Origin of the sequence: Kitasatospora sp. NPDC052868, assembly GCF_044547105.1 — a bacterium.
Classification (GTDB): Bacteria; Actinomycetota; Actinomycetes; order Streptomycetales; family Streptomycetaceae; genus Kitasatospora.
Window position 1 is genome coordinate 1 of sequence record NZ_JBITZW010000040.1, and the last position, 20165, is coordinate 20165.

Below are 20165 nucleotides of genomic sequence, written 5' to 3' on the forward strand. Positions count from 1 at the left end.
TGATGCGGGACGCGAAGATCACGCAGATCTACGAGGGCACCAACCAGATCCAGCGGATCGTGATGGCCCGCAACCTGCCGTAGCCCACCCGCGGCCCCCGATCCCAGACCACCGGCCCCCGACCACCGTGCGTGGCCGGGGGCCGGTCGTCTGCTCAAGGCCTGTTCAGGACCTGCTCAGGACCTGCCCGGGCCTGCTCAGGAAGCGAGTTCGCGGACGACGTCGGCGAAGCCGTGGGTCAGCGGGTTGGTGGTGCCCTCGGGCCAGGCGAGGGCGACCCGCAGCGGCTCGACGTCCGTGAGCGGCACCCAGACGAGGTCGGGGCGGGCGTAGTAGCGGGCCATGCTGGCGGGGGCGAAGCAGATCGCGGCGCCCTGGGCGACCTGTTCGAGCATCTCCTCGACGTTGTCGTTGGTCGGCCCCCAGCGCGGGGTGGAGCCGTCCGGGCGCGGGTTCACCGCCCACCAGTCGACCCAGGCGCGCGGCGCGCGCTCGGTCCACATCAGCGGCTCGTCGTTGACCTCCAGGACGGAGATGCCCTCCCGCCCGGCGAGCCGGTGGCCGAGCGGGAGGCCGGTGATCCGGGGCTCGCTGTGGACGGTCTCGGCGTGCAGTCCGGTGAGGTCGGCCGGCAGCCAGACGAAGGCCACGTCCACCCGGCCGTCGCGCAGCGCGTCCGCCTCCTGGCCCCAGTCGAAGCGCTTGGGCTCGACCCGGACGCCCGGCAGGCGGCGGGCGAACTCGGCCCGCGCCCGGGTGGTCAACTCGCCCGCGCCGCTGGCCTCGAAGCCCACCCGCAGCACCCCGCTCTCGCCGCGCCGGTGCCGGTCGGCGGCCGCCGTGATCCGCTCCGCCTGGACCACCGTACGGCGGGCCTCGGCGACCACGTCGAGCCCCGCCGGGGTCGGGCTCACCCCGCCGGAGTGGCGGTCGAAGAGGCGCAGGCCGAGCTCGGACTCCAGGTTTCGCAGCGCGTAGGAGAGGGAGGGTTGGCTCACGTACAGGCGGGCGGCGGCCCGGCCCAGGTTGCCCTCGTCGGCGATGGCGATGAGGTAGTGCAGCTGACGCAGCTCCATCCGGTGATCATAAGTCGTCTCTATCGGGCGGCCGAAGCTTTGTCTTGGACGTCCCAGGGGCTGGACTGGCATAAAAGTGATCGTCAACTCCGTACCACGGCAGTCACTTGAACGGGAGAGCCCGATGACCACCTCCACGAAGAACCCCGCCGGCCGGGTCTGGCTGATCACCGGCGCCAACTCCGGCTTCGGCCAGGCGATCGCGGAGGCGGCCGTCGCGGCCGGTGACACCGTGGTGGCCGCCGCCCGCCGCCCCGAGACGCTGGACGCGCTGGCCGCCGCCCACCCCGACCGGGTCGTCCCGGTGCGGCTGGACGTCACCGACCAGGCCGCGATCGCCTCCGTGGTGGCCGACACCCTGCTCTGGTACGGGCGGATCGACGTCCTGGTGAACAACGCCGGGCGCGGCCTGATCGGCGCCGTCGAGGAGTACACCGACCGCGAGCTGCGCGAGCTGATGGAGCTGCACTTCTTCGGCCCGGCCGCGCTCACCCGCGCCGTGCTGCCGCACATGCGGGCCCAGGGCTCGGGCGCCGTCGTCCAGATGAGCAGCATGGGCGGCCGCTTCTCCTTCGCCGGCGTGGGCGCCTACTCGGCCACCAAGTTCGCACTGGAGGGGCTGTCCGAGGCCCTCGCCCAGGAGGTCGCCGGGTTCGGCGTCAAGGTGCTGATCGTCGAGCCCGGTGCCTTCCGGACCGGTTTCGCCAAGGCCGACGCCCTCGCCCAGGCGGCGGTGATCCCCGCGTACGAGCCGGTCGTCGGCTACGTTCGCAGCGGGCTGCCGGACAGCGACGGCAAGCAGGCGGGCGACCCGGCCAAGGCGGCCGCCGCGATCCTGGCCGCCCTGGACGCCGAGCACACCCCGCTGCGGCTGGCGCTCGGCAACGACGCCTTCGACGGGATCCTCGGCGCCCTCGACAACTCCCTCAAGGAGGCCGGGGACTGGGAGTCGGTGAGCCGCGGCACCGACTTCGACGCGTAGTGGGTCGACCGGTGGAGAGGTTATGGGAACCCTCCAAATACGTAGTGGTCGAATCGGTTGGTCTGCGCACCTGATCGCCCATCACCCCCCTGGCAGAGTGGCGGATAGGTCGACCGCTTCCCGTACCTACCTGAACGGGGAGTTGTATCTCCACGACAATTCTGGGGGTTTCCTCGATGAGTGATGACACCAACCGCGCAGTGGTCACCGGCCTCGGCGCGACGACGCCGCTCGGCGGCGACGTCGCGTCGACCTGGGCCGGGATGCTGGCCGGGGAGTCGGGCATCCGCGCGATCGAGGAGGACTGGGCGGCCGGGCTGCCGGTGCGGATCGCCGGGCGCCTGAAGGTCGAGCCCTCCGAGGTGCTGGACCGGGTACAGGCCCGGCGGCTGGACCGCTGCGAGCAGGTGGCGCTGATCGCCGCCCGGCAGGCCTGGGCCGACGCGGGAGCGCCCGAGGTCGACCCGGAACGGCTGGCCGTGGTGATCGGCACCGGCACCGGCGGTGCGCTCACCATGCTGGGGCAGGACGACGTGCTGGAGACGTCCGGGGTGCGCAAGGTGTCGCCGCACACCGTGCCGATGCTGATGGCGAACGGCCCGGCCGCCTGGGTCAGCATCGAGCTGGGCGCGCGGGCCGGCGCGCACACGCCGGTGAGCGCCTGCGCGTCCGGCGCCGAGGCCATCGCCATGGGCCTGGACCTGATCCGCCTCGGCCGGGCCGACGTGGTGGTGGCGGGCGGTGCCGAGGCGTGCGTCCACCCGCTGCCGCTGGCCGGGTTCGCCCAGGCCAGGGCCCACTCCACGCGCAACGACGAGCCCGGGCGGGCGTCCCGTCCGTTCGACGTCGACCGGGACGGCTTCGTGATCGGCGAGGGCTCGGTGGTCGTCGTCCTGGAGCGGGTGGGCTTCGCCGCCGCCCGGGCCGCCCGGGTGCACGCCACCCTCGCGGGCGCGGCGGTCACCTCGGACGCCCACCACATCACCGGGGCCTCGGCCGAGGGGCAGGTCCGGGCGATGCGGCGGGCGGTGAGCGAGGCCGGGCTGGCTCCGCAGGACATCGCACACGTCCATGCGCACGCCACCTCGACCCCGCTGGGCGACCTGGTCGAGGCGGAGTCGGTCGCCGAGGCGATCGGTCTGCACCCGGCCGTCACCGCGACCAAGTCGATGACCGGCCACCTGTTCGGTGCGGCCGGTGCGATCGGGGCCCTCGCCGCGATCCTGGCGCTGCGCGACGGCGTCGTCCCGGCCACCCGGAACCTCGACAAGCTCGACCCGGCCGTCCGGTTGGACGTGGTGACCGGTGCCCCGCGCCGGGGCGCCCTGGCCGCCGCGCTCACCAACTCCTTCGGCTTCGGCGGCCACAACGCCTCGCTGGTCTTCACCCCGGCACCCTGAGCCGGCCCGCCGTCGGCCCCGCCGCCTGCCGCCCGCCCCTCGTGGCCGGCCCCGAAAACCGGGGGACGCCCCCGGCCGCCGTGGCTAGGGTGACCTGCATGTCTACGTCATTGCGGCTGGAGCCGGTCACCCCCGACAACGTCGATGCCGCGCTCGCGCTGAAGGTGCGTCCGGACCAGGAGGGGCTGGTGGCGCCGGTGGTGAAGTCGCTGGCCGAGGCCTACGCGTACGGCGACACCGCCTGGCCGCGGCTGCTGTTCGACGGGGAGGAGCCGGTCGGGTTCGTGATGGCCTTCTTCGACGTCCGCTTCTACCCCGACCAGCCGGGCGACCGCCCGCGCTCCGGCCTCTGGCGCCTCAACATCTCCGCCGGGGCGCAGGCCCGCGGCTACGGCCGCTTCGCGGTCGAGCAGGTCTGCGAGGAGGTCCGCCGTCGCGGCGGCACCCGGGTGACGGTCACCTTCGTCCCCGGCGACCACGGCCCCGCCGGGTTCTACGAGCGCCTGGGCTTCCGCCTCACCGGCGAGCTCAGCGGCGACCAGGTCGTGGCCGAGCGCGAGCTCGCGGCGTAAGGCCGGACAGGCCGGCCCCCGTCAGACCAGGTGGTCGAACTCGCCGGCCTTCACACCGAGCAGGAAGGCGCGCAGCTTCGCCTTGCTGGTGGTGACGACGGTGTCCGGGTCGTCGGACTCGCGCAGGTGGATCAGATCGCCGTCGGAGGTGATCTCCAGGGCGGGCGGCTCCTCCCCGGCGCTGCGGGAGGCCGTCGGCCATACGGGCTGCGGGCGGTCGGCATTCGGCATGAGGTCGTCACCCGGCACGCGGTCGTCACTCGGCATGGGGGCAGGCTACCCGTCCCCGGCCGGTCCGACGCACGGCGAGGCGGATGGGCCGCAGGCTCGCCGGTCCGCACGGTCCGCACGGTCCGCACGGCCCCGCGCTCAGTCGAGCAGTGCGGCCGCCTCCTGGCGGGCCTGGCGCAGCCACTGCGCGCGGGCGTCGTCGGCCGAGTCCGTCACCGTGCGCAGGACGAGCCGGCGGACGTCCTCGACGCCCACGTACGGCAGGACGCAGGCCGCCCAGATGCGCTGCAGCGGATCGCCGAACTCCTCGCGCTCGCGCTCCTCCGGGGTGTCGGAGGTGTTCAGCACCAGCGCCCGGCCGGCCTTGAGCAGTCCGGCCGGTTCGCCGTCCGCCGAGCCCAGCTTGTAGGCCACACCGGGGGCGAGCACCCGCTGCACCCAGCCGGTCAGGACGGCGGGCGGCATGCCCCACCAGTTCGGGTGGACGAACACCAGGGCGTCCAGCGTGGCCAGCTCGGCCCGGTACAGCGCCAGTTGGGGGTCGTCGGCGTCGGCGGCGGCCGCGACCGTCCCGGTCTCCCCGGCGGTCAGCGCCGGCTGGAACCCCTCCGCGTACAGGTCGTGCGCCCGCACCTCGCAGCCGCGCCCGCGCAGTTCGTCCACCACGGCCTCGAACAGCGCGTGGTTGAAGCTGCCCGGCCTCGGGTGTGCCAGATAGACCCCGACCCGCGTCACCGCACCGCCCATGTCCCGTTCCCCCCTCGTGATCGGTCCGAGGGCGATGCTAGGCCATGCCAGGAGCCGGGTGCGGTCGGGGAGTTCAGGACGGCTCCTACAGCGCCCGGGACTCCTCGACGGCGGCCAGCCGGGCCCGGCCCGAGGCCGTCTCGATCACCTCGTCCAGGACCTCCCGCGAACGGACCAGGTCGGAGATCATCCGGTCGATCCGCTCGCGTTCGCCGGTGAGTTCGGCGACCAGCCGCGGGGTGGCGAGTTCGGAGGGCCCGCCGTCCGAGTCCCGCATGCAGGGCAGGATTTCGGCGATCTTCCGGCTGTGCAGTCCGGCGGCGAACAGCTCCTGGATGAGGACGACCCGGTCGACGGCCGCCTGGGGGTAGTCGCGATGGCCGCCGAGGGTGCGGTCGGCGGCCAGCAGCCCCTGCTTCTCGTAGTACCGCAGCGAGCGCCCGCTCACGCCGGTTTGACCGGCCAGTTCGCCGATCCGCATCTGTCCCCACCTCGACGTTCCCGGAAAGCACTTGAACCTGACACCGATGTTAGCTTCTACGGTTTCCGGCATGACGCAGACGACGAAGAGGACCCCGCAGCAGAACCCGCAGCAGAACCCGCAGCAGGCCCCGAAGAGCACGGCGGAGGCCTCGCCCCTGTTCCAGCCCGCCCGCCTCGGCGCCCTGGAACTGCCCAACCGCCTGGTGATGGCGCCGATGACCCGCACCCGTGCGGACGCGGACGGCGTGCCGCGGCCGCTGATGGCCACCTACTACGCGCAGCGCGCCTCGGCCGGGCTGATCATCGCCGAGGCGGCCACCCCGAACGCCGTCGGGCGGACCTACGTCAACATCCCCGCGATCCACGCCGAGCGGCACGTGGTCGGGTGGCGGAGGGTGACCGGGGCCGTCCACGCGGCCGGCGGGCGGATGTTCCTCCAGCTCCAGCACGGCGGCCGGATCGGCCACCCCGACAACAGCGGCGGACTGCACCCGGTCGCGCCCTCGCCGGTACCGCTGCCGGACACCGTCCACACCGCGAGCGGGCACCAGGAAGCGGTGGTACCACGGGAGATGACGGTCGAGGAGATCCAGGCCACGGTGGCCGACTTCGCGGCCGCCGCCCGCAACGCGGTGGCGGCGGGCTTCGCCGGCGTGGAGGTGCACGCGGCCAACGGCTACCTGCTGCACCAGTTCCTCGCCCAGGGGACGAACCTGCGCACCGACGGCTACGGCGGTTCGGTGGCGGGCCGGATCCGCTTCACGGTCGAGGTGGTCCGGGCGGTCGCGGCTGCGGTCGGGCCCGAGCGGGTGGGCGTGCGGATCGCGCCCGGGGTCACCGCCAACGGCATCGAGGAGGGCGACACCGAGGAGATCTACCGGGCGCTGGTACCGGAGTTGGCGGGGGAGGGGCTCGCCTACCTGCACGTGGTCTTCGCCGATCCGGAGCAGCCGGTGTTCCGGCGGATCCGCCGGGACTGGCCGGGCGCCCTGATCGCCAACCCGGACCTCGGCTGGGGCCGGCCGCTCCCGGAGGACGGCGGCCGCTCCGCCGGCGAGCGCCTGCTCGCGGCGGGCGCGGACCTGATCTCCTTCGGCCGGGGCTTCCTGGCCAACCCCGACCTGGTCGAGCGGCTGCGCACGGGGGCGCCGCTCAACCCGGTGCGCGGCAACCTGATGTACGCGGACGGTGCGGAGGGCTACACCGACTACCCGACGCTGGCCTCCGCGGCCCCCGGCCCGGCCGAGGCCGCGGAGGCCGCCGAGCCGGGCCCGGTGGCGCCCGTCCCGGCACCCCGTGCGGCGTAGTCCGCGGCCGCGCGGCCCGGCGCCGCAGGTGCCTCCGGTGCGGCGCCCTCGCGCATCCCCACCTTGCGGGCCGGGACGCCGGCCCAGATCTCGCCGGGGCCGGTGGAGCAGGTGAGGACGGCGTTGGCGCCGACGATCGTCCCGGCGCCCACGGTCAGCACGCCCTCCTTGCAGACCACCTTGGCGCCCGCGCACAGCACCGCGCCGTCCTCCACCACCACCCGCCGCATCGCACTGCGCTCCTGCGCCACCCACGGGTCGGCCCGGCCGATCGTCACGCCGTTGTAGAGCGTGACGTCCGCGCCGAGCGTGGTGTACGGGTGCAGGACCGTGCCGAAGCCCCGGTGGAACACCGTCAGCCCCGGCCCGATCTCGGCCGCCGCCGGGACCTCCATCCCGTAGAGCGCGAGCGCCTCCTGGACCAGGCGGCCCAGGAGGCGGTGGCGGCGGCGGTAGACGAGTGCGGCGACGAGAGACATCCACCCATTGTGTCGGCCACGTCACTCCGCGTCACGCGACGCGAGGGGCGCCGGCGTGATCCGAAGGGCGGGCCTACTTGGTGTCCGGGACGGCCGTGTCGTTCTTGAAGGCCTCGAAGACCTGCTTGGCCTTGGCGGAGTCCCACTTCACCGCGGACTCGCCGGTGTTGGTCTTGAAGTCGGGGTTGGCGATCGGCACGGTGATGCTCTTCCCGCCGCCGCCGTTGACGTCCTTCATGGCGAGGAAGAGCGAGCCGAGGTCGGTCAGGCCGGCGTCGTCGTCGACGATCAGGGTGCCGAGCCCGGAGTCCACCAGCGGGTAGAAGGTGAACGGGTTGAGCACGGTGGCCGGTGAGGCGGCCTGCTTGGCCAGGGCGCCGAGGAACTTCTGCTGGTTGCGCATCCGGCCGAGGTCCTGGTCGGCCATCTGGTGGCGCTGGCGGACGAAGGCGAGCGCCTGGGTGCCGGAGAGGGTCTGGCAGCCGGCCTTGAGGTCCAGGCCGGAGTCGGTGTCCTTGACGGCCTGGTCGATGCACATGTCCACGCCGCCGACCGAGTCGACGATGCCGACGAACCCGGCGAAGCCGATCTCGGCGTAGTGGTCGATGCGCAGGCCGGTGTTCAGCTCGACGGTCTGGGTGAGCAGCTTGCCACCGCCCGCCGCGAAGGCGGAGTTGATCTTCGAGGTGGTCGCCTTGACGGTCTTCCCGTTCTCGCCCGCGTGCTCGGGGATCGGCACCCAGGAGTCACGCGGGATGCTCATCAGGGTGTTCCCGTTGTCCCCGACGTGCAGGACCATCATCGAGTCGCTGCGCTTGCCGCCCGCGTGGCCGGTGTGCAGGTCCTCCTCCTGGCTGTCGGAGAGGCCGTTGCGGCTGTCGGAGCCGACGATCAGCCAGTTGGTGCCCTTCCCGGCGGCCGGGCGGCCGGGGTAGTCGACCAGCACGTTCTCGTGGTTGAGCTTGGAGTCGGCCCAGAACCAGGTGGAGACGCCGGTGACCATCATCGCGATCAGCAGGCCGAACACCGTCCACTTGACGATCCGGCGCCGGGGCCAGCGCGAGGGCCGGGCGGCCGAGGGCGGCTGGGTGCCGCCCGGGGCTATCGGCCCACCGGGCGTGCCGGGGCCGCCGGGCGCCCCGGGGCGCGCACCAGGCGCACCGGGCCCCTGCGGAGGCACCGAGGGGCGGGCCGGCTGCCCGTACGCCGGGGGCTGCCCGTAACCGGGCGCCTGCTGCTGCCCGTAGCCGGGGGCAGGCTGCTGCTGCGACGGCTGCTGGGCCGGCGGCTGGGGCTGGCGCGGCGCCGGGGCCCCCGGTCCGCGCGGGTTCAGCGAGGCCGGCAGGGGCGGTTCGGCCGCCGTTCCGCCCCCGCTGCGCCCGTACGCGCCGCCGCCACCGCCGTTGGCGCCGCTGCCGCCGTACGGGTTCCCGCCGCCGCCCGGGCGGCCCTCCTGCCACGTGTTCATGTGGGGAAGGATGCCCGACGCCGGGTGTGGTGACTCCCCCCGGGGCCCCTGCCAGGCCGCTTGTAGCAGTTTTGATGCACGTACCGGATCGTCCCGCCGCAAGTTCGCCGGGACGGCGCACGAGCCGTCCCGGCGGCCCGCCCGGCCGCTCGCCCACCACGCGTCCCGGTGCCCGTCCCGCGGCCCGTCCAGACCTTTGTTCACCAGCCGGACCGAACCTTGACCGGCACCACGCTGCGTGTTTGCATGAACGCCATGGATCAGCGAAGGGCTCTCACGCGTCGGCGGCACGTCGACCTTCAGCGTGTGTCCTGTTCGCTCTGTCGCGGCTGAAGCGCGCCCGGCGCACCCTCTCCAGCTCTGCCCCACCCGCCGCCTCCCGTGCGGCGTCCTCACGGTTCCCGTAGCGCCGTCCCCGCGCCCTGCCCGGAGCCGTTCCCGCTTCCAGCCCAGAGGTGAACCCCATGGCCACCGTCCTGTCCGTTTCCGGATCGCCGTCCGCGACCTCCCGCACCACCCGCCTGCTGCGCCACGTCGACGCCCAGCTGGAGGAGCTCGGCCACCACGTGGTCCCGTTCGAGGTGCGCAGCCTGCCCGCGCACGCCCTGCTCTCGGCGGACTTCGACCACCCCGAGATAGTCGCCGCCCTGGAGCTGTTCGCCCGGGCCGACGGCGTGGTGATCGGCACCCCCGTGTACAAGGCGGCCTACTCGGGCCTGCTGAAGACCCTGCTCGACGTGCTGCCGCAGTACGCCCTGACCGGCAAGGCCGTGCTGCCGCTGGCCACCGGCGGCTCCACCGCCCACGTCCTGGCGGTGGACTACGCGCTGCGCCCGGTGCTCAGCTCGATGGGGGCCGGGCACATCACCCAGGGCTGGTTCGTGCTCGACCGTCACATCACCGTGCGCGAGGACGGCACCACCGCGATCGAGCGCGAGACGGACGTGCTGCTCACGCCCGTGGTGGAGGCCTTCGCGACGGCGCTGGACCGGCTCGCCGCACCGGCCTTCGCGAGCTGACGGTCCGTCAGGATGGGTCCCGTGCGGGCGGACCCTGACGCGGGTGGCGGCTACCCCTAGGGGGAGGGGTGCCGCGCCCCGTACATCTCAGGTTGGGCGGCTTCATACCGGCGGATGACGAGTGGTTCGCCCGTCGCTCCTAACGTGGTTCACATCCCCGCCCGTGCGGACCGGCCCCCTGTGAAGGGGAGCCCGGTACCCATGGTGGGTGGGGCTGACTCCCGGTCGGGAAGTACCGCTTGCACCATGTCCACGGACGGGTGCGCTCGACAAGGCTGGGGTCAACGGGTGGGCCCACTTCTGAGGAGAATCCAGTGACGACGGCAGCAGCAGCCGTGTACGACCCCCAGCTTCCCGGCGGCACCGCCGCCGTCGCCGCCTCGGCCCGCCAGGTGACCAAGGCCTACGGCACCGGCGAGACCAGGGTCACCGCGCTGGACGCGGTGGACGTCGACATCCAGCGCGGCCGGTTCACCGCGATCATGGGCCCCTCGGGCTCCGGCAAGTCGACCCTGATGCACTGCCTGGCCGGCCTGGACACCGTCACCGAGGGGCGGATCTGGATCGGCGAGACCGAGATCACCGGCCTGAAGGACAAGCAGCTGACCAAGCTGCGCCGGGACAAGATCGGCTTCATCTTCCAGGCCTTCAACCTGCTCCCGACGCTGAACGCGCTGGAGAACATCACGCTTCCGATGGACATCGCCGGCCGCAAGCCGGACGCCGCCTGGCTGGACCAGGTGGTGGAGACGGTCGGCCTCGCGGGCCGCCTCAAGCACCGTCCGACCCAGCTCTCCGGCGGCCAGCAGCAGCGCGTCGCGGTGGCCAGAGCGCTGGCCGCCCGTCCCGAGATCATCTTCGGCGACGAGCCCACCGGCAACCTCGACTCCCGGGCCGGCGCCGAGGTGCTGACCTTCCTGCGCCGCTCGGTGGACGAGCTCGGCCAGACCATCGTCATGGTCACCCACGACCCGGTCGCGGCCGGCTACGCGGACCGCGTCCTGTTCCTCGCCGACGGCGTGCTGGTCGACGAGATGCACGCCCCCACCGCCGACTCCGTCCTCGAGCGCATGCGCCGTTTCGACGGCAAGCGCACCAGCTGAGCGGGGATTCGCCATCATGCTGCTCAAGACGTCACTGAGAAGCTTCTTCGCCCACAAGGGGCGGATGCTGCTCTCCCTGCTCGCGGTCGTCCTCTCGGTCGCCTTCGTGTCCGGCACCCTGGTGTTCTCCAACACCGCCACCAGCACCTTCGACCGGCTGTTCGCCTCGACCGCCTCCGACATCGCCGTCCAGCCGGCCAAGACCGGCCTCGACGGCGAGGATGACGCACCCCGCGGCACGACCGCCACCATCCCGGTCGACACCGTGCAGAAGGTCGCCGCGACGCCGGGCGTGAAGACCGCCGTCGGCCAGGTGTCCAGCATGGACGCCGTCCTGGCGAACCCCGCCACCAACAAGGCGATCGGCCCGACCAGCGGCGCACCCACCGTGACCGGCAACTGGACGGACACCCCGCGCAACCCGGTGGAGATCACCTCCGGGCACGTGCCGCAGGGCGCCGACCAGATCGTCCTCGACGCGGACACCGCCAAGAAGGCCGGCCTCGGCCTGGGCGCCAAGGTGCGGGTGATCGCCGGCAGCGGCAAGTACGACTTCACCGTCGCCGGCATCGCCACCTTCAGGACCACCAACCCGGGCGCGGCGCTGGCCTTCCTGGACACGCCCACCGCCCAGCGGGTGCTGCTCGGCACGACCGCCTACACCTCCGTCGAGGTGTTCGGCGACGGCAGCCGCTCCAACGACCAGCTGAAGGCGGCCGCCGTCGGCTCGCTGGGCGCCGGCTACCAGGTGAAGACCGCGGCCGAGCAGAAGGAGGAGAACAACAAGGACGTCGGCTCCTTCCTCGGCTTCATGAAGAACGCGATGCTCGGCTTCGCCCTGATCTCGGCCCTGGTCGGCGGCTTCCTGATCATCAACACCTTCTCCATGCTGGTCGCCCAGCGCACCCGGGAGATCGGTCTGCTGCGCGCCATCGGAGGCAGCCGCAAGCAGGTGAACCGCTCGGTGCTGGTGGAGGCGCTGATCCTCGGCGTGCTCGGCTCGACCGTCGGCCTCGGCGCCGGCCTCGGCCTGGCCGCCGGCCTGATCCAGCTGATGAAGGCCGTCGGCATGAACCTCAGCGCCGCCGACCTGCAGATCACCGCGGACGTGCCGATCGCCGGCTACGGCCTCGGCATCGCGGTCACCCTGGTGGCGGCCTGGTTCCCGGCCCGCCGGGCCAGCCGGATCGCCCCGATGGCCGCCCTGCGCGACCACGGCACCCCGGCCGACGGCCGCTCCAACGCCGTGCGGACCGTGATCGGCCTGGCGCTGACCGCGGGCGGCGGCGGCCTGCTGGCCCTGGCCGCCAAGGCCGACAAGGCCGCCACCGGCGGCCAGTACCTGGGCCTGGGCGTGCTGCTCACCCTGATCGGCTTCGTCGTCCTCGGCCCGCTGCTGGCCACCACCGTGGTCCGGGTGCTCGGCGCGGTGCTGCCCGCCCTGTTCGGCCCGTCGGGCCGGCTCGCCCAGCGAAACGCGATGCGCAACCCGCGCCGGACGGGGGCCACCGCCGGTGCACTGATGATCGGACTGGCCCTGGTGATCGGCGCCTCGGTCTTCACCTCGTCGGTGATCAAGTCCACCAACGAGCAGATCGACAAGTCGGTCGGCGCGGACTACATCATCTCCGGCGGCCGCACCGGCCTCACCGCCGAGATGGTCAAGGCCGCCGCGAACACGCCCGGCATCGACCACATCACCGGCCAGAAGTACCTCCCGGCCGTGCTCACCACCCCGGACGGCAAGACCGCCAAGCAGGGCGTCTCCGCGGTCTCGCCGACCTTCGTCGCGGACTTCACGATGCCGGTCCAGTCCGGCAGCCCGGACTCGCTCAACCAGGGCTCGATCGTGGTCGGCCAGGACTTCGCCAAGGACCACAACCTCCGGATCGGCGACCGGATCGGCGTCGACTACGGCAAGGGCCGCACCCAGTCCCTGCCGGTCGGGATGATCATGACGAAGGGCAACTCGCTCTTCGACGGCAACTACTTCATCGGCGTGGACACCCTCGGCAAGGCCGTCCCGGCCGCCGACCAGGGGGCCGACGTGGTCGTCTTCGGCAAGGCCAGGGCCGGCGCGGACGTCGCGAAGACCCTCACCGCGCTGGAGGACTCCTTCAAGGAGTACCCGCAGGTCACCGTCCGGGACCAGGCCGGCTACAAGGACCTCGTCCAGGAGCAGGTCAACACCCTGCTCTACATCATCTACGGCATGCTCGGCCTGGCGATCGTGGTCGCGGTGCTCGGCGTCGTCAACACCCTGGCGCTGTCCGTGGTCGAGCGGACCCGCGAGATCGGGCTGCTGCGGGCGATCGGGCTCTCCCGCCGCCAGCTGCGCCGGATGATCCGGCTGGAGTCCGTGGTGATCGCCCTGTTCGGCGCCATCCTCGGCACCGGGCTCGGCCTCGCCTGGGGCATCACCGGGCAGCAGGTCCTCAAGGACCAGGGGCTGGAGACGCTGGCCGTCCCGACCGGCACGATCGTCGCCACGCTGATCGCCTCGGTGGTCATCGGGCTGCTCGCGGCCCTCGTCCCGGCCTTCCGGGCGGGCCGGATGAACGTCCTCGCCGCGATCGCGACGGACTGACCCACAAGCCGGGGAGCGCACAGGGGGGACGGGGGGCCGCAGGGGCCGGGCGCGCATCAGCGCCCGGTCCCTGCGGCTTCCCCCGGGCCCCGCGGCGGGCTCAGGGGCAGATGATGTCGGAGGCCTTCTCCGCCGGCGTGGCGGTCGGGGTGCCGGCGGCGGTGCCGGGCCCGGGCGGCGGCGGTGCCGGGGCAGGAGCAGGGGCCGGAGAGGGGCCGGGAGAGGCCCGGTAGTCCCCGCCCGCGTACACCTGGAGGGTGGGCCCGAGGCCCGGGACGGCCGTCAGCTCGGCGCCCGGCAGGGCGGCCGCCAGCGTCCGGGCCGACTCGTCCCAGCGCGGGTCGTACCGGACGGCGGTCCGCGCCCCCGCCGTCCCCGCCGGGGCGTTGGAGGGCGACCCGGTGGTGGCGAAGCCGGCCCGCCGCAGGTCGCCGTCGACCCGGGCGCCGAGGCCGGGCACCCCGGCCGCGTTGAACACCTGGACGTGCACCTGCTCGGGTCCGACCCCGGGCGCGGTGGCGGCCGCCGCCGAGGGCGGGGCGACCGGGGCCGCCGCGGTGTCCCCGAGCGGGCGCCCGGACCGGACCGCCTCGAACAGGGCCTTCGCCCCGGCCTGGTCCCAGAGCACCGTCGACCCCCACCCGTTGACCGGGTGGTCGAGCTCGGCGAGCGGGACGGTCGCGAAGTCCGCCCGGCCCGCCGAGAGGTCCTTCATCCGGCTCGCCAGGGTGATCAGGTCGTCCGGGGTGAGGCCCTTGTCGGCCTTGACCGAGCCGAGCACGCTGTCGGTGACCCGGGCCAGCCGGACCGGGTTCAGCAGGGTGCCGCCGCTGGTGACCTGCTGCAGCAACTGGGCGACGAACTTCTGCTGCCGGTGCATCCGCCCGAGGTCGGAGCTGGCGTCCACGTGCCGGGCGCGGACGTACTTGAGCGCCCCGGCCCCGTCCAGGGTGCTGGTGCCGGCCGGCAGGTCGAGGCCGGAGTACTCGTCCTTGAGCGGCCGGGTGGTGCACACCCGCACCCCGCCCACGGCGTCCACGGCGGAGACGAACCCGGTGAAGTCCACCTGGAGGTAGTGGTCGATCCGCAGTCCGGTGTTCTGCTCCACGGTGGCGACGGCGAGCTGCGGCCCGCCCATCCCGTACGCGGCGTTGATCTTGCCCTTGGCCGCCGGGACCTCCTTGCGGGTGACCGGCTCGCGGTGGGCCGGGATGTCCACATAGGAGTCGCGCGGAATGCTGATCACACTGGCACGGGCGCCGTCCCCGGCGAGCTGGACGATCATCATGGTGTCGGTGCAGTGGCAGGACTCGCCCCCGGCGTGCAGCACGTCCTTGAGGGTCCGCTCCGGGATGCCCTCGCGGTCGTCGGTGCCGACCACCAGGAAGGTGGTGGAGCCGTCGTCGGCCGGCCGTGCCCCGTCGCCGCTGAAGGCGTCGACCCGGTCGATCGAGCCGAGGCCGTGGAACACCGCCCAGCCGCCGCAGGAGGTGGCGAGGACGGCGAAGGCGGTGCCTGCGGCCAGCCTGCGGGGCCAGGAGCGGCGCCGGCCGGGAAGGCCGGAGAGGGGGGAGACGGGCATCTCTCGGATGGTAGGGGCGCCTCGCACCGGGCCGAGTGAGGGCGCGCCGGGCCCGGGGAGTACGGTGGCCGTGTTCGAGGAAACGTTCCTCCGGTGAAGGGTGTGCGGAGGTACCCGAACCGGGACAAGACGGCGACCCGCTCACACCGGTACGGTTGGCCCCGATGAACACCAAGGCTGCTGAGGAGCTGCCGGCGGTCTCCGTGATCATGCCGGTGCTCAACGAGGAACGACACCTGCGCACGGCAGTCCGGCACATCCTGGAACAGGACTACGCCGGGCCGATGGAGGTGGTGATCGCCCTCGGTCCGTCCACCGACCGCACCGCGCAGATCGCCGCCGAACTGGCCGCCGAGGACCCGCGGGTGCGGACCGTCGAGAACCCCACCGGTCGCACCCCGGCCGGGCTGAACGCCGCGATCCGGGGCTCCAGTCACCCGATAGTGGTGCGCGTCGACGGCCACGGCCTGTTGACCCCGGGGTACATCACCACGGCGGTCCGGCTGCTCGGTCAGATGGACGCCGCCAACGTCGGCGGCATCATGCACGCCGAGGGCGAGACGGACTGGGAGGACGCGGTCGCCGCCGCGATGACCTCCAAGATCGGCGTCGGCAACGCGGCCTTCCACACCGGCGGCCTGGCCGGCCCGGCGGACACCGTCTACCTCGGGGTGTTCCGGCGCGAGGTGCTGGAGAAGCTCGGCGGCTACAACGAGGAGTTCGTCCGCGCCCAGGACTGGGAGCTCAACTACCGGATCCGGCAGGACGGCGGCCTGGTCTGGTTCACCCCGCAGCTGCGCGTCACCTACCGGCCCCGGCCGAACGTGCGCGCGCTGGCGAAGCAGTACAAGGACTACGGCCGCTGGCGCCGGGTGGTCACCCGCTACCACCGCGGCTCGGTCAACCTCCGCTACCTCGCCCCGCCGGCCGCCTTCCTGGGCGTGCTGCTCGGCCTGGTGCTGGGCGCCGCCGTCCACCCGGCCTTCCTCGCCCTGCCGGCGGCCTACCTGCTCGGCATCGCCGGCGGCGCGCTGGTCGAGGGCCGGGGCCTGTCGATCAGGGCGAAGGCCCTGCTGCCGGTGGCCTTCGCGACCATGCACCTCAGCTGGGGCTTCGGCTTCCTCACCTCGCCGCGCTCGCTGGCCCGCAAGGTGATCGGCAGCCGAGCGCCGTCCGCCACCAACGTGGTGACGGCCGAGACGACCTGATCCGGCCGACTTCCCCGACCCGCCCTCCCGCCCCGCCGCCCGGCGCTATCGTCGGTCGCCATGGGGACGGTTGAGGGCGGGTCCGGCGTCGGTGCCCGGATCGAGCCGACGGCGGACGTGGACGCGCGGGCGGTGCTCGGCGCCGGCACGACGGTCTGGCACCTGGCCCAGGTGCGCGAGGACGCGGTGGTCGGCTCCGACTGCATCATCGGGCGCGGCGCCTACGTCGGCCCCGGCGTACGGATCGGGGACCGGGTCAAGCTGCAGAACCACGCGCTGGTGTACGAGCCCGCGGTGGTCGAGGACGGCGTCTTCGTCGGTCCGGCGGCGGTGCTCACCAACGACCTCTACCCGCGCTCGGTGGACGTCGACGGCCGGCTGAAGCGCGGCGAGGACTGGCACGCCCGCGGGGTGACGCTCCGTCACGGCTGCTCGATCGGCGGCCGCGCCGTGCTGGTCGCCGGGGTCACGGTCGGCCGCTGGGCGCTGGTCGCCGCCGGGGCCGTGGTCCACCGCGACGTCCCGGACTTCGCCCTGGTCGCCGGCGTGCCGGCCCGCCGGATCAAGTGGGTCGGGAGGGCCGGCGAGCCGCTGGAGCCGACCGGCCCCGACCGCTGGCGCTGCCCCCGCACCGGCGAGGAGTACCTGGAGACGGACGGGACGCTGGCCCCCGCCGCCGGGTGAACCGGCCCGTGGGCCCGCGGCCCGCCGGGGCAGCGTCGCCTACTTGGCGCAGATGTCGGTGTCGTCCGCCTGGACCCGCTGGAGGTCCTTGGGGGCCTCGGTCGGAGCCGCGGCGGCGGTCGCCGGGGCGGCCAGGACGTCCTTGCCGAGGACCAGGACCAGCGCGTCCCTGGCGCCGGCCTTCGGGTCCTCCTTGACCGCCTCGGCGGGCAGGCCGAGGGCCGTGGCCAGGGCGGCCGCCTGCTCGGCGTGCCCGGCGGGGTAGGAGACCGAGGTGGTCGCCGTGGCGGCCGCGTTGGCGGCGGTGGCGGCCTTGCCGAAGCCCTTCGCCTGGAGCCGGTCGACGGCCTGCTGCGCCTGCCCGGGAGTCCCGCTGCCGTTGCGGACCGTCACCCGGACGTCCTTGGCGGACACGGCGGGCGCACTGGACACGGCCGGCGCACCGGGCGCGGCGGGCGCCGGGGAGGGAGCGGCCGCCGGCGCGCCGGGGGCCACCGGTGCGGCGGGAGCCGGAGCGGCGGTCTCGGTGAGCGAGCGGTCGGTGGCGATCATCGAGAACAGCTGCCCGGCGTCCGGCTGCTTGAGCACCAGCCGGTTCTCGTCCTTGGGGTCGTCCAGCACCGGCACGGTCGCGAAGGTGATGTTCCTGGTGTCGACCCCGCTGACGTCCAGCGCCAGGTCCTTCAGCCTGTCGACGCTGCCGATCCCGGAGTCCACGGTGAGCGCCTTGGTGGCGGCGTCCGCGAGCTTCCACAGCTTGGTCGGGCTGGTCAGGGTGTCACCGCTCTTGACCGTGCGGATCATCGAGCTGATGAACTGCTGCTGGAGCGGGATGCGGGTGAGGTCGCCGCCCAGGCCGACGGCGTGCCGGGTGCGGACGAAGGCCAGCGCCTCGTCGCCCTGCACCACGTGCCGGCCCCGGCTCATCTTCAGGTGCGAGTCCGGGTCGTTGATGTCCTTGGCCGCGCACACCTCGACCCCGCCGACGGCGGTGGAGAGCGTCTTCACGGCGTCGAAGTTGACCATCACGAAGTGGTCGACCCGAATGCCCGTCATCTTCTCGACGGTCTTCCAGCTGCATCCGGGATCGCGGCCGTCCTGGCCGAGACTGGTGTTGAACATCGCGCGCGCCGAACCGGGGATCTTCTTGCCGGCCGTCTCGCATTCGGGAATCGGGACCATCAGGTCGCGCGGAATGCTCATCACCGTCGCGTTGCTGCGGTCCTTGGCGATGTGGAACAGCAGGGTGGTGTCGGCGTGCCCGGTGCTGCCCTCGTCGCCGTACTCGCGGCCCAGGCCCTCACGGCTGTCGGTGCCGAGCACCAGGATGTTCAGCGCGTCGCCGGCCGCCTTGGGCCGCTCCTCCTCGCTGCCCAGCTGCACCTTGACGGCGGTGATGTTGTTGTTGAAGTGCTGGTACACGTAGTACGCGCCGCCGCAGCCGGCCACCAGCGCCATCGCTCCGACGCCCGCCGTCCACTTCAGCACCCGCCGCCGACGGCCTCGCCTGGCGGCGCCCGCCCTGCGCTGGGCGGCCCGGCCGCCCGGGGCGCGCTCGGGGGCGGGGGCCGGCTCGGGTGCGGCGCGGCGCTGCAAGGGGATCCCGGGCGCGGGGTCGAGCCGGTACTGCCCGGTGTCCGGGTCCAGCACCCACTGGTCGGCGGGGTCGACCTCCTGCCTGTCCTGCTGCACGGGTGCTCCCTCCCTCCGACCGGTCCACGGATCGGTGCGCGCGTGCTGCGCACCGACCCGGACACACTAGACGAGCCTGGCGAGGGAATTGTTCCGGATGTGATCTCCGCCATGTTCCGGAACGGCAATTCGGCAGGTAAAGCGCTCCCTGGGAATTCACCCGGAAAGCCTTGGAAGATCGTGTTCTTACACAAAAGAGTGACCCGGGGAGGCGTCAATGCGGGGAGCAGCTGTCCACGTCGGCGGTGCGGCCCTCGAAGCCGGTCGGCGAGGCCTCGGCGGTCGGTGATGCGCCGCCGGCCCGGTCCGAACCGGCCGAGGGGGTCGCGCCGCCCGGGCTCGCGAAGGGCCTCGGGGAGGGGGTCGGCGAGGGGGTCCGCGAGAGGCCCGGCGAGAGGGCGGCGGCGCTCGGGGAGGCGCCGGGCGCGGACGCCGGCGGGCGGACGGTGATCGGCCGGTCGTCGCGCAGCGCGGTGAACAGCTGGGTGGTCTGCGGCTGCACGAACTCGTCCCGGTCCGAGTCGAAGCGGTACGGCCGGCGGGGCGCGGTGAGGAAGGTGACGTCGGAGGAGGGGATGCCGCGCAGGTCCTGGGTGAGGTCGTAGAGCGCGCCCAGCGAGGAGAGGCCGCCGTCCGCCTGGATCGAGGAGGTCGCCGCGTCCAGGACCGGCCAGAGCCGGGCCGGGTTCAGCAGCACGCCCTGCGACTGCACCTTGCGGATCAGCGCGGCCAGGAACTGCTGCTGACGGCCCATCCGCTGGGTGTCGCTGCCGTCGCCCAGGCTCTCCCGGGCCCGGACGTAGCCGAGCGCCTGCTCGCCGTGCAGGGTCTGCCGCCCGGCCGGCAGGTCCAGCTTGGCGTCCTTGTCGTGGATCGCCTGCGGCACGCACACCTCGACCCCGCCGACGGCGTCCACCATGGACTTGAAGCCGGTGAAGTCGACGATCACGTAGTGGTCGATCCGGATCCCGCTGAGCTGTTCGACGGCGCGGATCGAGCAGGCCGCCCCGCCGGTCTCGAAGGCCCAGTTGAACTGCATCAGCCCGGGTCTGGTCCGGGTGCCGTCGGGCTTCTCGCAGGCCGGGACGGTGACCATCACGTCGCGCGGGATGGAGACCGCCGTCGCGTGCCTGCGGTCGGCCGCCAGGTGCAGCAGGATCGTGGTGTCCGAGCGCTGGCCGCCGGCCTCGCCGTAGGTGGCGTTGGCGCCGGTCCGGTCGTCGCTGCCGATCAGCAGGATGTTCTCGGCGCCCTTGGCCCCGGCGGTCCGACTGGGCCGCTCGGCCTCCAGCTGGGCCAGCAGCCGGTCGGTGGCGGAGTCGGTCCGGATGTTGCCGTCCAGCTTGCGGTAGGCGATCCAGAGCAGCGCGCCACAGGCGACCAGCAGAAAGGCGAGGGCGCCGGCGGTGATCATCAGCCACCGCCGGCGCCTGCGCCTGCGTCCGGGTGCGGTCGAGGGGGCCCCGGTGGGGGAGTCCTCACCGGGAGGGGGGTCGTCGGTCGGGGGGTGCTCGGTGTCGTCCTCGGCCATGGCAGGCATCCCTA

19 protein-coding genes are annotated in these 20165 nt (G+C 73.4%); 10 read left to right on the top strand and 9 right to left on the bottom strand.

Annotation, left to right across the window (positions count from 1 at the left end):
- On the top strand, window positions 1-83 hold an 83-nt coding region (locus ACIGZJ_RS35605; RefSeq protein ID WP_396461206.1), incomplete at its 5' end, for an acyl-CoA dehydrogenase family protein.
- A gap of 114 nt (window positions 84-197) precedes the next feature.
- On the opposite strand, the gene ACIGZJ_RS35610 is transcribed toward ACIGZJ_RS35605, so the two are convergent.
- Window positions 198-1076 carry a LysR family transcriptional regulator gene (locus ACIGZJ_RS35610; RefSeq protein ID WP_396461174.1) on the bottom strand — a complete coding sequence of 293 codons (879 nt, stop codon included), beginning with the start codon at window positions 1074-1076 and terminating at the stop codon, window positions 198-200.
- Between the two features lie 124 nt (window positions 1077-1200).
- On the opposite strand from ACIGZJ_RS35610, the gene ACIGZJ_RS35615 reads away from it, so the two are divergent.
- The 3 genes from ACIGZJ_RS35615 to ACIGZJ_RS35625 all read left to right on the top strand — a co-directional run bounded on the left by ACIGZJ_RS35615 (window position 1201) and on the right by ACIGZJ_RS35625 (window position 4030).
- On the top strand, window positions 1201-2058 hold the full coding sequence (locus ACIGZJ_RS35615; RefSeq protein WP_396461175.1) for an oxidoreductase: 858 nt from the start codon (window positions 1201-1203) through the stop codon (window positions 2056-2058).
- 176 nt (window positions 2059-2234) lie between these two features.
- Window positions 2235-3458 (top strand): beta-ketoacyl-[acyl-carrier-protein] synthase family protein, encoded by a 1224-nt coding sequence (locus tag ACIGZJ_RS35620; protein ID WP_396461176.1) that lies wholly within the window; start codon window positions 2235-2237, stop codon window positions 3456-3458.
- Window positions 3459-3556: 98 nt separating this feature from the next.
- Window positions 3557-4030, top strand: coding sequence for a GNAT family N-acetyltransferase (locus ACIGZJ_RS35625; protein WP_396461177.1), 474 nt, complete (start codon window positions 3557-3559; stop codon window positions 4028-4030).
- A gap of 21 nt (window positions 4031-4051) precedes the next feature.
- On the opposite strand, the gene ACIGZJ_RS35630 is transcribed toward ACIGZJ_RS35625, so the two are convergent.
- From ACIGZJ_RS35630 to ACIGZJ_RS35640, 3 genes are all read right to left on the bottom strand, one after another.
- Window positions 4052-4297 (bottom strand): DUF397 domain-containing protein, encoded by a 246-nt coding sequence (locus ACIGZJ_RS35630; protein ID WP_396461178.1) that lies wholly within the window; start codon window positions 4295-4297, stop codon window positions 4052-4054.
- A gap of 102 nt (window positions 4298-4399) precedes the next feature.
- Complete coding sequence (locus ACIGZJ_RS35635; protein ID WP_396461179.1) at window positions 4400-5008, bottom strand: NAD(P)H-dependent oxidoreductase; 609 nt, start codon at window positions 5006-5008, stop codon at window positions 4400-4402.
- 85 nt (window positions 5009-5093) lie between these two features.
- Window positions 5094-5489: a MerR family transcriptional regulator gene (locus ACIGZJ_RS35640; RefSeq protein WP_396461180.1), complete on the bottom strand. Its 396-nt coding sequence runs from the start codon at window positions 5487-5489 to the stop codon at window positions 5094-5096.
- A 70-nt stretch (window positions 5490-5559) separates the two neighbouring features.
- Here ACIGZJ_RS35640 and ACIGZJ_RS35645 point away from each other — a divergent pair, with 70 nt between their 5' ends.
- Window positions 5560-6798, top strand: a complete 1239-nt coding sequence (locus tag ACIGZJ_RS35645) for an alkene reductase (RefSeq protein ID WP_396461181.1) — start codon at window positions 5560-5562, stop codon at window positions 6796-6798.
- Here ACIGZJ_RS35645 and ACIGZJ_RS35650 read toward each other — a convergent pair.
- Both ACIGZJ_RS35650 and ACIGZJ_RS35655 read right to left on the bottom strand, forming a co-directional pair.
- Window positions 6699-7277, bottom strand: coding sequence for a hypothetical protein (locus ACIGZJ_RS35650; protein WP_396461182.1), 579 nt, complete (start codon window positions 7275-7277; stop codon window positions 6699-6701). The genes ACIGZJ_RS35645 and ACIGZJ_RS35650 overlap by 100 nt on opposite strands.
- Before the next feature lie 73 nt (window positions 7278-7350).
- On the bottom strand, window positions 7351-8745 hold the full coding sequence (locus tag ACIGZJ_RS35655) for an LCP family protein (RefSeq protein WP_392941793.1): 1395 nt from the start codon (window positions 8743-8745) through the stop codon (window positions 7351-7353).
- Between the two features lie 464 nt (window positions 8746-9209).
- On the opposite strand from ACIGZJ_RS35655, the gene ssuE reads away from it, so the two are divergent.
- The 3 genes from ssuE (at window position 9210) to ACIGZJ_RS35670 (ending at window position 13454) form a co-directional block, all read left to right on the top strand.
- The gene (gene ssuE, locus ACIGZJ_RS35660; RefSeq protein WP_396461183.1) at window positions 9210-9764 is read left to right on the top strand and encodes an NADPH-dependent FMN reductase; all 555 of its coding nucleotides are present in this window, start codon (window positions 9210-9212) and stop codon (window positions 9762-9764) included.
- A gap of 314 nt (window positions 9765-10078) precedes the next feature.
- On the top strand, window positions 10079-10867 hold the full coding sequence (locus ACIGZJ_RS35665) for an ABC transporter ATP-binding protein (protein WP_396461184.1): 789 nt from the start codon (window positions 10079-10081) through the stop codon (window positions 10865-10867).
- Window positions 10868-10880: 13 nt separating this feature from the next.
- Window positions 10881-13454, top strand: coding sequence for an FtsX-like permease family protein (locus ACIGZJ_RS35670; RefSeq protein WP_396461207.1), 2574 nt, complete (start codon window positions 10881-10883; stop codon window positions 13452-13454).
- A 100-nt stretch (window positions 13455-13554) separates the two neighbouring features.
- Here the strand turns inward: ACIGZJ_RS35670 and ACIGZJ_RS35675 are convergent, their stop codons facing one another.
- Window positions 13555-15036 carry an LCP family protein gene (locus ACIGZJ_RS35675; RefSeq protein ID WP_396461185.1) on the bottom strand — a complete coding sequence of 494 codons (1482 nt, stop codon included), beginning with the start codon at window positions 15034-15036 and terminating at the stop codon, window positions 13555-13557.
- Between the two features lie 164 nt (window positions 15037-15200).
- Between ACIGZJ_RS35675 and ACIGZJ_RS35680 the strand changes: the two genes are divergently transcribed.
- Both ACIGZJ_RS35680 and ACIGZJ_RS35685 read left to right on the top strand, forming a co-directional pair.
- A complete protein-coding gene (locus ACIGZJ_RS35680) occupies window positions 15201-16244 on the top strand; it encodes a glycosyltransferase family 2 protein (protein ID WP_396461186.1) in 1044 nt (347 codons plus the stop codon).
- A gap of 60 nt (window positions 16245-16304) precedes the next feature.
- Window positions 16305-16928 (top strand): DapH/DapD/GlmU-related protein, encoded by a 624-nt coding sequence (locus tag ACIGZJ_RS35685; protein WP_396461187.1) that lies wholly within the window; start codon window positions 16305-16307, stop codon window positions 16926-16928.
- A 39-nt stretch (window positions 16929-16967) separates the two neighbouring features.
- Here the strand turns inward: ACIGZJ_RS35685 and ACIGZJ_RS35690 are convergent, their stop codons facing one another.
- Together ACIGZJ_RS35690 and ACIGZJ_RS35695 are read right to left on the bottom strand one after the other, a co-directional pair.
- Window positions 16968-18620, bottom strand: a complete 1653-nt coding sequence (locus ACIGZJ_RS35690; RefSeq protein WP_396461188.1) for an LCP family protein — start codon at window positions 18618-18620, stop codon at window positions 16968-16970.
- A 214-nt stretch (window positions 18621-18834) separates the two neighbouring features.
- Window positions 18835-20151, bottom strand: coding sequence for an LCP family protein (locus ACIGZJ_RS35695; protein ID WP_396461189.1), 1317 nt, complete (start codon window positions 20149-20151; stop codon window positions 18835-18837).
- Window positions 20152-20165 lie beyond the last annotated feature (14 nt).